Annotated in this window: 11 protein-coding genes; 2 read left to right on the top strand and 9 right to left on the bottom strand. The window is 69.6% G+C overall.

Going from position 1 to position 15,077, the window contains the following annotated elements; genetic code table 11:
* Positions 1-41 precede the first annotated feature (41 nt).
* Positions 42-2,033: a CocE/NonD family hydrolase gene (locus ACH4D5_RS08760; protein ID WP_398300094.1), complete on the top strand. Its 1,992-nt coding sequence runs from the start codon at positions 42-44 to the stop codon at positions 2,031-2,033.
* Here the strand turns inward: ACH4D5_RS08760 and ACH4D5_RS08755 are convergent.
* Positions 2,030-2,872 carry an HAD family hydrolase gene (locus tag ACH4D5_RS08755; RefSeq protein ID WP_398300092.1) on the bottom strand — a complete coding sequence of 281 codons (843 nt, stop codon included), beginning with the start codon at positions 2,870-2,872 and terminating at the stop codon, positions 2,030-2,032. The genes ACH4D5_RS08760 and ACH4D5_RS08755 overlap by 4 nt on opposite strands.
* Positions 2,873-3,097: 225 nt before the next feature.
* Here ACH4D5_RS08755 and fahA point away from each other — a divergent pair, with 225 nt between their 5' ends.
* Positions 3,098-4,432 carry a fumarylacetoacetase gene (gene fahA / locus ACH4D5_RS08750; protein ID WP_398300090.1) on the top strand — a complete coding sequence of 445 codons (1,335 nt, stop codon included), beginning with the start codon at positions 3,098-3,100 and terminating at the stop codon, positions 4,430-4,432.
* A 93-nt stretch (positions 4,433-4,525) separates the two neighbouring features.
* Here fahA and recQ read toward each other — a convergent pair whose 3' ends face one another.
* The 8 genes from recQ to nuoH all read right to left on the bottom strand — a co-directional run bounded on the left by recQ (position 4,526) and on the right by nuoH (position 15,044).
* Positions 4,526-6,589 carry a DNA helicase RecQ gene (recQ, locus tag ACH4D5_RS08745; protein ID WP_398300088.1) on the bottom strand — a complete coding sequence of 688 codons (2,064 nt, stop codon included), beginning with the start codon at positions 6,587-6,589 and terminating at the stop codon, positions 4,526-4,528.
* Between the two features lie 185 nt (positions 6,590-6,774).
* Entirely contained in the window at positions 6,775-8,439 is a 1,665-nt protein-coding gene (gene nuoN, locus ACH4D5_RS08740; protein WP_398300086.1) for an NADH-quinone oxidoreductase subunit NuoN, read from the bottom strand.
* Positions 8,436-10,007, bottom strand: coding sequence for an NADH-quinone oxidoreductase subunit M (locus tag ACH4D5_RS08735; RefSeq protein ID WP_398300084.1), 1,572 nt, complete (start codon positions 10,005-10,007; stop codon positions 8,436-8,438). The genes nuoN and ACH4D5_RS08735 overlap by 4 nt, the downstream gene beginning before the upstream one ends.
* A 5-nt stretch (positions 10,008-10,012) precedes the next feature.
* Positions 10,013-11,908 (bottom strand): NADH-quinone oxidoreductase subunit L, encoded by a 1,896-nt coding sequence (gene nuoL / locus ACH4D5_RS08730; RefSeq protein WP_398300082.1) that lies wholly within the window; start codon positions 11,906-11,908, stop codon positions 10,013-10,015.
* 14 nt (positions 11,909-11,922) lie between these two features.
* Positions 11,923-12,222: an NADH-quinone oxidoreductase subunit NuoK gene (nuoK, locus tag ACH4D5_RS08725; protein ID WP_003974374.1), complete on the bottom strand. Its 300-nt coding sequence runs from the start codon at positions 12,220-12,222 to the stop codon at positions 11,923-11,925.
* Positions 12,219-13,058 (bottom strand): NADH-quinone oxidoreductase subunit J, encoded by an 840-nt coding sequence (locus tag ACH4D5_RS08720; protein ID WP_398300080.1) that lies wholly within the window; start codon positions 13,056-13,058, stop codon positions 12,219-12,221. Before ACH4D5_RS08720 ends, nuoK begins: the two co-directional genes overlap by 4 nt.
* Positions 13,055-13,714: an NADH-quinone oxidoreductase subunit NuoI gene (gene nuoI / locus ACH4D5_RS08715; RefSeq protein ID WP_398300078.1), complete on the bottom strand. Its 660-nt coding sequence runs from the start codon at positions 13,712-13,714 to the stop codon at positions 13,055-13,057. The genes ACH4D5_RS08720 and nuoI overlap by 4 nt, the downstream gene beginning before the upstream one ends.
* On the bottom strand, positions 13,707-15,044 hold the full coding sequence (nuoH, locus tag ACH4D5_RS08710) for an NADH-quinone oxidoreductase subunit NuoH (RefSeq protein ID WP_398301386.1): 1,338 nt from the start codon (positions 15,042-15,044) through the stop codon (positions 13,707-13,709). Before nuoH ends, nuoI begins: the two co-directional genes overlap by 8 nt.
* Positions 15,045-15,077 lie beyond the last annotated feature (33 nt).

The following is a 15,077-nucleotide window of genomic DNA, read 5'->3' as shown; positions in this document are numbered from 1 at the left end:
CCCCGTCCACCGGAGACACCCCGTCCACTGAGGTTCCACTCATGCAGATCCGCGACTCCTTCCCGTACGAGACCACCCGCGAGGACTTCCACGTACCCCTCTCCGACGGGACCAGGCTCTACGCGCGTGTGTGGCGCCCGGTCACCGACGAGCCGGTCCCCGTGCTCCTCGAATACCTCCCCTACCGCCTCAGCGACTGGACGGCGCCGCGCGACTGGCAGCGCCACCCCTGGTACGCGGGCCACGGCTACGCCTCCGTGCGCGTCGACGTCCGCGGCCACGGCAACAGCGAGGGCCTGCCCACCGACGAGTACTCGCCGCAGGAGCTGGCCGACGGCGTCGAGGTGGTGAACTGGCTGGCCGCGCAGCCTTGGTCGACCGGCAGGGTCGGCATGTTCGGCATCTCCTGGGGCGGCTTCAACTCCCTCCAGATCGCGGCGCTCGCACCCGAGCCGCTCAAGGCGATCGTCACGGTCTGCTCGGCGGACGACCGCTATGACAACGACGTGCACTACATGGGCGGTTCCGTCCTCGCGGTGGACATGCACGCGTGGGCGGCGACGATGCTCGCCTTCGCGTCGCGCCCGCCGGACCCGTACTTCGTGGGCGACGCCTGGCGCGAGATGTGGCTGACGCGCCTCGAAGCCGTCGAACCCCTCATCCACACCTGGCTCGACCACCAGACCCGCGACGACTACTGGCGGCACGGCAGCGTCTGCGAGGACTACTCCGCGATCGGCGCCGCGGTGCTCGCGGTCGGCGGCTGGCACGACCCGTACCGCGACACCGTCCTGCGCCTGGTCGAGCACCTCCCCGACGACCGGGTGCGCGGCCTGATCGGCCCCTGGTCGCACCAGTACCCGGACCGCGGCCTGCCGCCGGGCCCCGCGATCGGCTTCCTCCAGGAGACCCTGCGCTGGTGGGACCACCACCTCAAGGGTGTCGACACCGGCGTCATGGCCGAGCCGAAGCTCCGCTCCTGGATCAGCGACTCGCACCCGCCGGCGACGGTCTACCCGGAGCTGTCCGGCGGCTGGGTCGGCGACCCGTCCTGGCCGTCCCCGAACGTCACCCCCGTCTCGTACGCGCTCCAGGGCACCCCCGTCCTCGTCGACTCCCCGCAGCACACGGGCCTGGACGCGGGCCGCTTCTTCCCCTTCGGGAACGACGCGGACCTGCCGCCCGACCAGCGGGACGAGGACGCGAAGTCGGCGTGCTTCGAATTCGAGGTCCCCTCGGAGGTACGAATCCTCGGGCGCCCCAGGGTGACGCTGCGGCTGCGGATGGACGTGCCCTTCGGCCAGGCCGTCGCCCGCCTCTGCGACATCGCGCCCGACGGCTCGTCGACCCTGGTCACGCGCGGCGTGCTCAACCTCTCCGCCCGGCACGGCAGGGACCGCGCGGACGCCTGGCCCCTCGGCGCCACCGAGGACGTGACGTTCGAGCTCAACGGCATCGGCCACACCTTCCCGCCGGGCCACCGCATCCGCCTCGCGGTCTCCTCCGCGTACTGGCCCTGGATCTGGCCGCAGGCGGACTCGGTGGGCTTCACCCTGGAGCCGGTGGGCAGCTCCCTGGAACTGCCCGTCCGCGAAGGCGACTTCGACCCGTCGATCACCTTCGCGCCCGCCGAGCAGTCGGAGCCCCTCGGCGTGGCGTATCCGGCGACCCTGGACGAACAGCGGCCCGAGCGCCTGGTCGTACGCGACGTCGCCAAGGGCGAGTGGCGCCTGGAGGTCGACCCGCGCTACGGCGGCACGCGCGTGTACCCCGACGGTCTCGAATTCACCGAGGACGCGCTGGAGACGTACACGATCCAGGAGGGCGACCCGCTGAGCGCCCGCACCCGCTCGGACTGGACGATCCGCCTGCACCGGCCCGAACTCGGCTGGGACACGCGCGTCGAGACCCGCTCGGAGATCACGTGCGACGCGGCGGACTTCATCACCTCGAACGAGGTGGTGTGCAGGGCCGGCGACGAGGTCGTCTTCCACCGGACGTGGGAGAAGCGGATCCGGCGGACCGCGGGCTAGGACCTGTCGGCCCAGGACCTGGTCCGGAGGTCGCCCCGCAGAAGACGGTCGAGGACGACGGCGATGCCGTCGTCCTCGTTCGAGAGGGTCAACTCGTCGGCCACGGCTTTGAGTTCCCCATGGGCGTTGGCCATGGCCACCCCGTGTGCGGCCCACAGGAACATGGGGATGTCGTTCGGCATGTCCCCGAACGCGATCGTGTCCGCGGCCGTCAGGCCGAGCCGCTCGGCGGCCAGCGCAAGCCCGGTCGCCTTGGTCACCCCGCACGGCTGCAGCTCCACCGTGCCGGGCCCCGACATGGTGACCGTCGCGAGGGAACCCACCGCGTCGCGCGCCACCGCCGCCAACTCGTCGTCCGGCAGCCACGGATGGCGCAGGAGCACCTTGCTGATGGGCTCCTCCCACAGCACGTCCCGCCCGGGCACCCGCATCGCGGGAAGCGTGGGATGCGGCATCTCGTACCCCGGCTCGATGAGCGTGAGGCCGTGGACCCCGTCCTGGTCCACGGCCGCGTAGACCTGTCCGACCTCCGCCTCGATCTTGCCGAGCGCGGCCTCGGCGAGCTCGCGGTCGAGCTTCACGGACCACTCCATCCGGTTCGCCCCCGCGTCGTACAGCTGCGCTCCCTGACCGCAGACGGCCAGGCCCGCATAGCCGAGTTCGTCCAGGAGGGGCCGCACCCTCGGCGCCGGGCGGCCTGTCACCACGAGGTGCCGGGCGCCCGCCTCGCCGGCGGCGGCCAGTGCCCGCCGCGACCGGTCCGAGACCGTGTCGTCGCCGCGCAGCAGCGTCCCGTCCAGGTCAGTGGCGATGAGTGCATATGCGAGGGGAGCGGCCATGATCCAGAGAATACGGATCCTGCGCTCCACCGGAAGCTGCTTGGCAAGGTGCGCATACGGCCGGGTGAGGACGGGCAGTTCCTCCCTCACAGGAAAGCGGAAGGTGATATTCCACCTCGCGCGGCGCGTGTTAACCGGACATTGCACACTCTTCAGGCACTGCCGCAACAGGGCCCTCCACACGTAACGTGTGGCACACCCCTATGGAAAGCGAGGCAGGTACGCATGTCCGAGCAGACCCCGCTCGACCCGGCCGCCGGTGACTCCGCCGACCTCTCCGGAGGCCCCACCGGCCACCCCGAGGGCGGCTCCACCGGTCTTCCCGAGGGCGATCCCTTCGGCCTTCCCGAGGGCGACCCCTTCGGACCGCACAACCTCCCCTACGGCGTGTTCTCCCTGGCCGGCGAGGCGACCGGCCGACGCAGGGTCGGGGTGCGGCTCGGCTCGTACGTCCTGGACGCGGGCGCCGCGGCCGCCGCACTCGGCTCCCCCTACGTCTCGCTCCTCGCACGCCCCACCCTGAACCCGCTGCTCGCCGCGGGCCGCACCGCCTGGTCCGACGTGCGGCGCGCCCTGACGGCGTGGGTGACGGTGCCCGCCCACCGCGAAGCCGTACGCCCCCTGCTGCACCCCCTCTCCGAAGTGACCCTGCACCTGCCGTTCGAGGTCGCGGACTACGTCGACTTCTACGCCTCGGAGAACCACGCGACGAACCTGGGCAAGATGTTCCGCCCGGACTCGCCGACCCCGCTGACCCCCAACTGGAAGCACCTGCCCATCGGTTACCACGGCCGGGCCGGCACGGTCGTCGTCTCCGGGACGGACGTCGTCCGCCCGACGGGCCAGCGCAAGGCGCCCTCCGACGCGGCTCCCGTCTTCGGCCCCTCGGTCCGGCTCGACATCGAGGCGGAGGTCGGCTTCGTGGTCGGCGCCTCCTCGGCGCACGGGACCCCCGTCCCCCTGGCGGACTTCCGCGAGCACGTCTTCGGACTCACCCTCCTCAACGACTGGTCCGCGCGCGACATCCAGGCCTGGGAGTACGTCCCCCTCGGCCCGTTCCTCGGGAAGTCCTTCGCCACCTCGGTCTCCGCGTGGATCACCCCGCTGGAGGCGCTGGACTCGGCGCGGGTCGCACCCCCGGAGCGCACGCACCCGCTCCTGCCCTACCTGGACGACTCCGCGGAGTCGTCCGCGGACGAGCCCGGCGGCTACGACCTGCGCATGACGGTCACCCTGAACGGCCAGGTCATCTCCGAGCCGCCGTTCTCCACGGTGTACTGGACGGCCGCGCAGCAGCTGGCCCACATGACGGTCAACGGCGCCTCACTCCGCACCGGCGACCTGTACGGCTCGGGCACGGTCAGCGGCTCCGAGCCCGGTCAGTACGGCTCCCTGATCGAGATCACCTGGAACGGCCGCGACCCCCTCGAACTCCCCGACGGCAAGCGCACCTTCCTGGAGGACGGCGACGAGGTCACCCTCTCCGCCTGGGCCCCGGGCCCGGGCGGAACGAAGGTGGGCCTCGGCGAGGTGACGGGCCGCATCGTGGCGGCGAGGTAACGCGGGACGGGGCGCCGACGACACCCCACCTGACCGCGGCCACACGTCAGGACGCCCGGCCCGGCACGCGTCAGGGCCCCCAGTCCGGACGCGTCACGACGCCCAGTCCGGCTCCTCCTCGTCGCCCCAGCCCAGCTCCGCCTCATCGGCCGGAGCCGGGGTGCCTCCGCCGGCCGGCCCGCCGGCGGAGGCACCGCCAGGTCCCTCGCCCGGCCGGGCGGCCCCGTCAGCCGCCCTGTCAGGCGCCCCGCCGGAATCCGTGGCGCCGCCCACGAACTCCGCCACGACCCCGACCACACCCTCGCCGTACGTCGTCCGCTTCTTCTCGCCCACTCCGCTGATGCCTTCGAGGTCCGACACGGACGTGGGCCGCAGCGTGGCGATCTCCCGGAGCGTGGCGTCGTGGAAGATCACATACGCGGGGACGCCCTGCTCCTTCGCCTGGGCCGCACGCCAGGCGCGGAGCGCCTCGAAGATCGGCACTGCCTCCTGGGGCAGCTCGGCGACGGCCGCCGCCGACTTCGCCTTGCGCTCGCCCTTGGCCGCCCGCGCCGCCGGAGCCCGCTTCGGCTCCTTGCGCAGCCGCACCTCACGCTCCCGGCCGAGGACGGAACCGCTCGTCTCGGTGAGCACAAGCGTGCCGTACTCCCCCTCGACGGCGAGCAGGCCCTGCGCCAGCAACTGCCGTACCACGCCCCGCCATTCGGCCTCCGCCAGCTCCTCGCCGATGCCGAAGACCGACAGCTGGTCGTGGTCGAACTGGATGACCTTCGCGGTCTTCTTGCCGAGCAGGATGTCGATGATCTGGCCCGCGCCGAACTTCTGCCCGCGCTCACGCTGCAGGCGCACCACCGTGGACAGCACCTTCTGCGCCGCCACCGTGCCGTCCCAGGTCTCGGGCGGGGTGAGGCACGTGTCGCAGTTCCCGCAGGACTCCGCCGCCGCTTCCTGGCCGAAGTAGGTGAGGAGCTGGGTGCGGCGGCACTGCGCGGTCTCGCAGAGCGCCAGCATCGAGTCGAGGTGCGAGGCCGCCCGGCGGCGGAACGCCTCGTCGCCCTCGCTGCTCTGGATCATCTTGCGCTGCTGGACCACGTCCTGGAGGCCGTACGCCATCCAGGCCGTGGAGGGCAGGCCGTCGCGGCCCGCGCGGCCGGTCTCCTGGTAGTACCCCTCGACCGACTTGGGCAGGTCGAGGTGGGCGACGAAGCGGACGTCCGGCTTGTCGATGCCCATGCCGAAGGCGATCGTGGCGCAGACGACGAGGCCCTCCTCCCGCAGGAAGCGGGACTGGTGGGCCGCGCGCGTGCCGCCGTCCAGGCCCGCGTGGTACGGGACGGCCTCGATGCCGTTCCTGCACAGGAACTCGGCGGTCTTCTCGACCGAATTGCGCGACAGGCAGTACACGATGCCGGCGTCGCCCGCGTGCTCCTCCTTCAGGAAGGACAGGAGCTGCTTCTTCGGCTCGGCCTTCGGCACGATGCGGTACTGGATGTTGGGCCGGTCGAAGCTCGCCACGAAGTGCTTGGCGTCCGGCATGCCGAGCCGCTCGGTGATCTCCCGGTGCGTGGCGTGCGTGGCCGTCGCGGTCAGGGCGATCCGCGGCACGTCGGGCCAGCGCTGCCCGAGCACGGAGAGCGCGAGATAGTCGGGCCGGAAGTCGTGCCCCCACTGGGCGACGCAGTGCGCCTCGTCGATCGCGAAGACGGAGATCCGGCCCCGCGAGAGGAGGTCCAGCGTGGCGTCCAGGCGCAGCCGCTCCGGTGCGAGATAGAGCACATCGAGCTCGCCCGCGAGGAACTCCGCCTCCATCACCCGCCGCTGGTCGAAGTCCTGCGTGGAGTTGATGAATCCGGCGCGCACACCGAGCGCCCGCAGCGCGTCCACCTGGTCCTGCATGAGCGCGATGAGCGGGGAGACCACGACGCCCGTGCCGGGTCTGACCAGGGCCGGGATCTGGTAGCAGAGGGACTTTCCGCCGCCGGTCGGCATGAGGACGACGGCGTCGCCGCCGCCCACCACGTGGTCGATGATCGTTTCCTGCTCGCCGCGGAAGGCGTCGTACCCGAAGACGCGGTGGAGCGTCCGCAGGGCGTCGCTCTCCGTCACGGAGCCGGTCGCCGCGCCCGGCGCCGCTACCGCCGCCGTCACCTCGCTCATGCCTTTGGTCCCATCCATCGCCCTGTCCCCCGCCGTGCTTCCTGCCTCGGCCACTACCTCGACCACTGCCTCCACGATAGGGCTCCCCACCGACACCCCGGACAGTTATCCACAGGCCGCCGCCCGGCACCCCCTCTCGGGATGCCGGGCGGCAACACGTGTACGAAAGATACGAAGGGCTCCGGCTACCGGACGAAGACTCCCGCCTGGTTCGCCAGATCCAGGAAGTACTGCGGGGCCACACCGAGGACCAGCGTCACCGCGACGCCCACACCGATCGCCGTCATCGTCAGCGGCGAGGGCACGGCGACCGTGGGGCCGTCCGCCTTCGGCTCGCTGAAGAACATCAGGACGATCACGCGGATGTAGAAGAACGCGGCGATCGCCGACGACAGGACACCGACCACGACCAGCGCGCCCGCGCCGCCCTCCGCGGCCGCCTTGAAGACGGCGAACTTCCCGGCGAACCCGGAGGTCAGCGGGATGCCGGCGAAGGCGAGCAGGAAGACCGCGAAGACCGCGGCGACCAGGGGCGACCTGCGGCCGAGCCCCGCCCACTTCGACAGGTGCGTCGCCTCGCCGCCCGCGTCCCGCACCAGCGTGACGACGGCGAAGGCGCCGATGGTCACGAAGGAGTAGGCGCCCAGATAGAAGAGGACGGAGGAGATGCCGTCCGGGGTGGTGGCGATGACACCGGCGAGGATGAAGCCGGCGTGCGCGATCGACGAGTACGCCAGGAGCCGCTTGATGTCGGTCTGCGTGATCGCGATGATCGCGCCGCCCAGCATCGTGATGATCGCGACGCCCCACATGACCGGCCGCCAGTCCCAGCGCAGGCCGGGAAGCACCACGTAGAGGAGACGGAGGAGCGCGCCGAACGCGGCCACCTTCGTCGCCGCCGCCATGAAGCCGGTGACCGGCGTCGGGGCGCCCTGGTAGACGTCAGGGGTCCACATGTGGAACGGCACCGCGCCGACCTTGAAGAGCAGCCCCATCACCACCATCGCGACGCCGATCAGGAGCAGCGCGTCATTGCCCATGGTGTCGGCGAGCGCCGGGTTCACGGTCTTGACGTTGCCCTCGACGACGTTCGCGATCGTGGCGTACGACACGGAGCCCGCGTAGCCGTAGAGGAGCGCGATGCCGAAGAGCGTGAACGCCGAGGCGAACGCGCCGAGCAGGAAGTACTTGACGGCGGATTCCTGCGACATCAGGCGCTTGCGCCGGGCGAGCGCGCAGAGCAGGTACAGCGGCAGGGAGAAGACTTCCAGCGCGATGAAGAGCGTCAGGAGGTCGTTGGCCGCGGGGAAGACGAGCATGCCGCCGATGGCGAAGAGGGCCAGCGGGAACACCTCGGTGGTGGTGAACCCGGCCTTGGTGGCGGCCTGTTCGGCCTCGCTGCCCGGCACGGCGCCGGCCTGCGCCACGAACGAGTCGACGCGGTTGCCGTGCGCCGCCGGGTCGAGGCGCCGCTCCGCGAAGGTGAAGATCGCGACGATTCCGGTGAGCAGGATGGTGCCCTGCAGGAAGAGCGCGGGACCGTCGACCGCGATCGCGCCCATCGCCGCGATCTGGGCCTTGGTGGTGCCGAAACCGCGGGCCGCGAGTCCGACGACCGCGGCGAACGCGGCGGCCAGGGCGACGACGGAGACGAAGAGCTGTACGTAGTAACGGGACTTGCGCGGGACGAAGGCTTCGATGAGCACTCCGAGGACGGCCGCGCCGATGACGATCAACGTCGGCGACAGCTGTCCGTACTCGATGTCGGGGGCGTCGATCTTGCCGATCTGCTCTTGAACAGGCACTGTCGCCGCCGTTGTCCACAGGCTGTGGACGGCTGTTGCGCTCACTTGGCCGCCTCCACCTCGGGCTTGGGGTCTTTCTTCTGTACGTCGGACATCGTGTGCTCGACCGCAGGGTTGACCACCTCGGTGAGCGGCTTCGGGTAGACCCCGAGGCCGATCAGGAGCGCGATCAGCGGTGCCACGACGACCAGTTCACGCACCCGCAGGTCGGGCATGGTCGCGACCTCCGCCTTCACGGGGCCCGTCATCGTCCGTTGGTAGAGGACGAGTGTGTACAGCGCGGCGAGCACGATGCCGACGGTCGCGATGATGCCGACCACCGGGTAGCGCGCGAACGCGCCGACCAGGACGAGGAACTCGCTCACGAAGGGCGCGAGCCCGGGGAGCGAGAGCGTCGCGAGGCCGCCGATCAGGAAGGTGCCCGCGAGCACCGGGGCGACTTTCTGCACCCCTCCGTAGTCGGCGATCAGACGCGAGCCGCGCCGCGAGATCAGGAACCCGGCCACCAGCATCAGCGCGGCGGTCGAGATGCCGTGGTTGACCATGTAGAGCGTCGCGCCGGACTGGCCCTGCGATGTCATCGCGAAGATGCCGAGCACGATGAAGCCGAAGTGCGAGATCGACGCGTACGCCACGAGGCGCTTGATGTCGCGCTGGCCGACCGCGAGCAGCGCTCCGTAGATGATGCTGATCAGGGCGAGGACGAGGATGACGGGCGTCGCCCACTCGCTCGCCTCCGGGAAGAGCCCGAGGCAGAACCGCAGCATCGCGAACGTGCCGACCTTGTCGACGACGGCCGTGATCAGCACGGCGACCGGGGCGGTGGACTCTCCCATCGCGTTCGGCAGCCAGGTGTGGAGCGGCCACAGCGGGGCCTTCACCGCGAAGGCGAAGAAGAAGCCGAGGAAGAGCCACCGCTCGGTGTTGGTCGCCATGTCGAGCGAACCGTCCGCGCGCGCGGCGGCGATCTCCTGGAGCGAGAAGTTCCCCGCGACCACGTAGAGCCCGATCACGGCGGCCAGCATGATGAGGCCGCCGACGAGGTTGTAGAGGAGGAACTTCACCGCGGCGTACGAGCGCTGTGCCGAGGCGTTCTCGTCGGTGCCCGCGTGGGCGCGGTCTCCGAAGCCGCCGATGAGGAAGTACATCGGGATGAGCATGGCTTCGAAGAAGATGTAGAAGAGGAAGACGTCGGTGGCCTCGAAGGAGATGATCACCATCGCCTCGACGGCGAGGATCAGGGCGAAGAAGCCTTGGGTCGGCCGCCAGCGCGACGACTTCGTCTCCAGGGGATCGGCGTCGTGCCAGCCCGCCAGGATGATGAAGGGGATCAGGAGCGCGGTGAGCGCGATGAGTGCGACGGCGATGCCGTCGACCCCGAGCTCGTACCGCACGCCGAAGTCCTTGATCCAGGCGCGCGATTCGGTCAGTTGATAGCGGTCGCCGTCCGGGTCGAACCGGACGAGCACGGTCCCGGCGAGGCCGAGCGTGGCGAGCGAGACGAGCAGCGCGAGCCACTTGGCGGCGGTCCGCCGGGCGGCCGGGACGGCTGCCGTGGCGATCGCGCCGACCGCGGGCAGGACCGCCGTCGCTGTCAGGAGGGGAAAGGACATCGGTATCAGACCGCCCTCATCAGCAGGGTCGCGGCGATGAGCACCGCAGCGCCGCCGAACATCGAGACCGCGTAGGAGCGGGCGTAGCCGTTCTGCAGTTTGCGCAGGCGGCCGGAGAGGCCGCCCATCGAGGCCGCCGTGCCGTTGACGACCCCGTCGACCAGGGTGTGGTCGACGTAGACCAGGGACCGCGTGAGGTGCTCGCCGCCGCGGACCAGGACGACGTGGTTGAAGTCGTCCTGGAGGAGGTCGCGACGGGCGGCGCGGGTGAGCACCGAGCCGCGCGGGGCGGTCACCGGGACGGGCCGACGGCCGTACTGGACGTAGGCGAGGGCCACACCGATGAGCAGGACCACCATGGTGGCGCCGGTGACCGTGGCCGCGCTCAGCGGCGAGTCGCCGTGGTCGTGGTGGGTGACCGGCTCGAGCCAGTGCATGAAGCGGTCGCCGATGCTGAAGAAGCCACCCGCGAACACCGACCCGAAGGCGAGCACGATCATCGGGATCGTCATGGACTTCGGGGACTCGTGCGGGTGCGGTTCGTTGCCTTCCGCATCCGGCTGCCACCGCTTCTCACCGAAGAACGTCATGAGCATCACGCGCGTCATGTAGTACGCGGTGATGGCCGCGCCCAGGAGCGCCACCGAGCCGAGGATCCAGCCCTCAGTGCCGCCCTTGGCGAACGCCGCTTCGATGATCTTGTCCTTGGAGAAGAAGCCGGAAAGACCGGGGAAGCCGATGATCGCCAGATAGCCGAGGCCGAAGGTCACGAAGGTGACCGGCATGTACTTCCTGAGGCCGCCGTACTTCCGCATGTCGACCTCGTCGTTCATGCCGTGCATGACCGAACCGGCACCGAGGAAGAGACCGGCCTTGAAGAAGCCGTGCGTGACCAGGTGCATGATCGCGAAGACGTAGCCGATGGGGCCGAGGCCCGCGGCGAGGATCATGTAGCCGATCTGGGACATCGTCGAGCCGGCGAGGGCCTTCTTGATGTCGTCCTTCGCGCAACCGACGATCGCACCGAACAGCAGCGTGACCGCTCCGACGATGGTCACGACCAGCTGGGCGTCCGGGGCGGCGTTGAAGATCTCGCCGGAGCGGACGATCAGATACACACCCGCGGTCACCATCGTGGCGGCGTGGATCAGGGCCGAGACCGGGGTCGGGCCCTCCATCGCGTCGCCCAGCCAGGACTGCAGCGGCACCTGCGCGGACTTGCCGCAGGCGGCGAGCAACAGCATCAGGCCGATGGCGGTGAGCTTGCCCTCCGACGTCTCACCCGTGGCCTCCAGGACGGGCCCGAAGGCGAAGGTCCCGAAGGTGGTGAACATCAGCATGATGGCGATCGAAAGGCCCACGTCACCGACGCGGTTGACCAGGAAGGCCTTCTTCGCGGCGGTGGCCGCGCTGGGCTTGTGCTGCCAGAAGCCGATCAGGAGGTACGAGGCGAGGCCGACGCCCTCCCATCCGACGTACAGGAGGAGGTAGTTGTCGGCGAGGACCAGGAGGAGCATCGCCGCGAGGAAGAGGTTCAGGTAGCCGAAGAAGCGGCGGCGCCGCTCGTCGTGCTCCATGTACCCGATGGAATAGATGTGGATGAGCGTGCCCACACCGGAGATCAGCAGGACGAACGTCATCGACAGCTGGTCGAGCTGGAAGGCGACGTCCGCCTGGAAGCCCTCGACGGGGATCCAGCTGAACAGGTGCTGCGACAGCGAGCGCTCTTCGGCGCCCTTGCCCAGCATGTCGGTGAACAGCACGACGGCGACGACGAAGGAGGCGGCCGCGAGCAGCGTGCCGAGCCAGTGGCCCGCGCGGTCCAGTGCCCGGCCGCCGCACAGCAGTACGGCCGCTCCGAGCAGCGGCGCCGCGACGAGCAGCGCAATCAAGTTCTCCACGATTCAGCGACCCCTCAGAGCTTCATCAGGCTGGCGTCGTCGACCGAGGCCGAGTGGCGGGAACGGAACAGCGACACGATGATCGCGAGCCCGACCACGACCTCCGCGGCGGCGACGACCATCGTGAAGAACGCGATGATCTGGCCGTCGAGGTTGCCGTGCATCCGGGAGAAGGCCACGAACGCGAGGTTGCAGGCGTTGAGCATGAGCTCGATGCACATGAACACCACGATCGCGTTCCGCCTGATGAGCACGCCGGTCGCGCCGATCGTGAACAACAGGGCGGCCAGATACAGGTAGTTGACGGGGTTCACTTCGACGCCTCCTCGGTCCGCCCGATGTCGTCGCTCCGCAGGTCGGGCCGCTCCAGCCGGTCGGTGGAACGCTGTTCGAGGGCGCGCAGGTCGTCCAGCGCCTCGCGCGACACGTCGCGGATCTGGCCGCGCTCGCGCAGCGTCTTGTTGACCGTGAGCTCCGACGGGGTGCCGTCGGGAAGCAGGCCCGCGATGTCCACGGCGTTGTGCCGGGCGTAGACACCCGGGGCGGGGAGCGGCGGCAGGTGCTTGCCCTCGCGCACGCGCTCCTCGGAGAGCTCGCGCTGCGTCTTGGCGCGCTCCGTGCGCTCGCGGTGGGTGAGCACCATCGCGCCGACCGTCGCCGTGATGAGCAGGGCGCCGGTGATCTCGAAGGCGAAGACGTACTTGGTGAAGATGAGCCCGGCGAGGCCCTCCACATTGCCTCCGGAGTTCGCCTTGGTGAGGCCGTTGAACTCCTTCACCGAGGCGTTCCCGATGCCCGCGAAGAGCAGCACCGCGAAGCCGAGCCCGCAGAGGAGGGCCAGCCAGCGCTGTCCCTTGACGGTCTCCGTCAGGGAGTCGGCGGCGGTGACGCCGACGAGCATGACCACGAAGAGGAAGAGCATCATGATCGCGCCGGTGTAGACGACGATCTGGACGATGCCCAGGAAGTACGCGCCGTTGGCCAGGTAGAACACCGCGAGGATGATCATGGTTCCGGCCAGGCAGAGCGCGCTGTGCACGGCCTTCTTCATGAGGATGGTGCACAGGGCGCCGATCACCGCGACCGTGCCGAGCACCCAGAACTGGAAGGCCTCGCCGGTGGAGGTCGAATAGGCGGCGAGCTGCGTCATCGGCCGACCACCTTCTCCGACGCCGGCTCGCCGTCCCCGAAGTCCGCGGCGGCCTCCTGCGGCGTCTCACCCTTGGAGAGCGCGACCTGGGGCACCGTCCCCGGCGCCGCCTCGGTCACCAGGCCCCGGTAGTAGTCCTGCTCGTCCATGCCCGGGTAGATCGCGTGCGGCGAGTCGACCATGCCCTCTTCCAGACCGGCGAGCAGCTGCTCCTTGGTGTAGATGAGGTTCTCGCGGCTGCTGTCGGCCAGCTCGAACTGGTTCGTCATCGTCAGCGCGCGCGTGGGGCACGCCTCGATGCACAGGCCGCACAGGATGCAGCGGGCGTAGTTGATCTGGTAGACCCGGCCGTACCTCTCGCCGGGCGAATACCTTTCCTCGTCCGTGTTGTCCGCGCCCTCCACATAGATGGCGTCCGCGGGACAGGCCCAGGCGCAGAGCTCACAGCCGACGCACTTCTCCAGGCCGTCCGGATGGCGGTTCAGCTGGTGCCTGCCGTGGAAGCGGGGAGCGGTGGTCTTCTGCTGCTCCGGATACTGCTCGGTCAGCCGCTTCTTGAACATGGCCTTGAAGGTCACGCCGAAGCCCGCGACAGGGTTCTGGAACCCCTGCTTCGATTGGTTCGGGTCGTGCGACTCCTGGTTCGACTCAGCCATCGGACGCCTCCTTTCCGTCACTTCGGGTTCCGTCACTTTGAGTATCCGGGCCACCACTGACAATCAGCTCCCGCTCATGGCGCGGGCGGCGGCGCGGGACGGGTGGCAGGCTCTGGCCGGGCAGCGGCGGAACAGGGAATCCGCCCGCCATCGGGTCGAAGGCGACCGGCTTCTCCTCCTCGGCGGCGGCTTCCTTCTCCCGCTTGTCGCGGAAGATGTCGACGACCACGGAGAGCAACAGCAGGGCGATGACCCCGCCGCCCACATAGAGCGCGATCGAGGTGAATTCGTAGTCCTCGTTCCGCATCGCCCTGACCGTGGCCACGAGCATCAGCCAGACGACCGAGACCGGGATCAGGACCTTCCAGCCGAGCTTCATCAGCTGGTCGTAGCGGACGCGGGGCAGCGAGCCGCGCAGCCAGATGAAGAAGAACAGCAGCAGCTGGACCTTGATCACGAACCAGAGCATCGGCCACCAGCCGTGGTTCGCGCCCTCCCAGAACGTGCTGATCGGATACGGCGCCCGCCAGCCTCCCAGGAAGAGCGTGACCGACACCGCCGAGACGGTGACCATGTTGATGTACTCGGCGAGCATGAACATCGCGAACTTGATGGAGGAGTACTCGGTGTTGAAGCCACCGACGAGGTCGCCCTCGGACTCCGGCATGTCGAACGGCGCGCGGTTCGTCTCGCCGATCATCGTCACGATGTAGATCAGGAACGACACCGGCAGGAGCAGTACGTACCAGCGGTCGGCCTGCGCCTCGACGATCGTCGACGTCGACATCGACCCCGAGTAGAGGAAGACGGAGGCGAAGGCCGCGCCCATCGCGATCTCGTAGGAGATCATCTGCGCGCAGGAGCGCAGGCCGCCGAGGAGCGGGTACGTCGAGCCGGAGCTCCAGCCCGCGAGCACGATGCCGTAGATGCCGACCGAGGCGACCGCGAGGATGTACAGCATCGCGATCGGCAGGTCGGTGAGCTGCATCGTGGTGCGCTGGCCGAAGATCGAGACTTCGTTGCCCGCGGGCCCGAACGGGATCACCGCGATCGCCATGAAGGCCGGGATCGCGGCGACGACCGGGGCGAGGACGTAGACCACCTTGTCCGCGCGCTTGACGATCACGTCTTCCTTGAGCATCAGCTTGACGCCGTCCGCGAGGGACTGCAGCAGACCCCAGGGGCCGTTCCGGTTGGGGCCGATGCGCAGCTGCATCCAGGCGACGACCTTGCGCTCCCACACGATGGCGAAGAGAACCGTCACCATCAGGAACGCGAAGCAGAAGACCGCCTTGAAGGCGACCAGCCACCAGGGGTCGCGGCCGAACATGGACAGGTCTTCCGCCGCAAGCGGCACCAGGGT

Source organism: Streptomyces sp. NPDC018029 (genome assembly GCF_044327655.1).
Classification (GTDB): Bacteria; Actinomycetota; Actinomycetes; order Streptomycetales; family Streptomycetaceae; genus Streptomyces.
This window is presented reverse-complemented; position numbering and strand designations above follow the sequence as displayed.

Bases quoted from the DNA above. Each gene is read 5' to 3' on its own strand.
- ACH4D5_RS08735 (WP_398300084.1), bottom strand. From the start codon at position 10,007: ATGTCCTTTCCCCTCCTGACAGCGACGGCGGTCCTGCCCGCGGTCGGC.
- recQ (WP_398300088.1), bottom strand. From the start codon at position 6,589: ATGAGCGAGGTGACGGCGGCGGTAGCGGCGCCGGGCGCGGCGACCGGC.
- nuoH (WP_398301386.1), bottom strand. From the start codon at position 15,044: ATGTTCGGCCGCGACCCCTGGTGGCTGGTCGCCTTCAAGGCGGTCTTC.
- ACH4D5_RS08760 (WP_398300094.1), top strand. From the start codon at position 42: ATGCAGATCCGCGACTCCTTCCCGTACGAGACCACCCGCGAGGACTTC.
- ACH4D5_RS08720 (WP_398300080.1), bottom strand. From the start codon at position 13,058: ATGACGCAGCTCGCCGCCTATTCGACCTCCACCGGCGAGGCCTTCCAG.
- ACH4D5_RS08755 (WP_398300092.1), bottom strand. From the start codon at position 2,872: ATGGCCGCTCCCCTCGCATATGCACTCATCGCCACTGACCTGGACGGG.
- fahA (WP_398300090.1), top strand. From the start codon at position 3,098: ATGTCCGAGCAGACCCCGCTCGACCCGGCCGCCGGTGACTCCGCCGAC.
- nuoI (WP_398300078.1), bottom strand. From the start codon at position 13,714: ATGGCTGAGTCGAACCAGGAGTCGCACGACCCGAACCAATCGAAGCAG.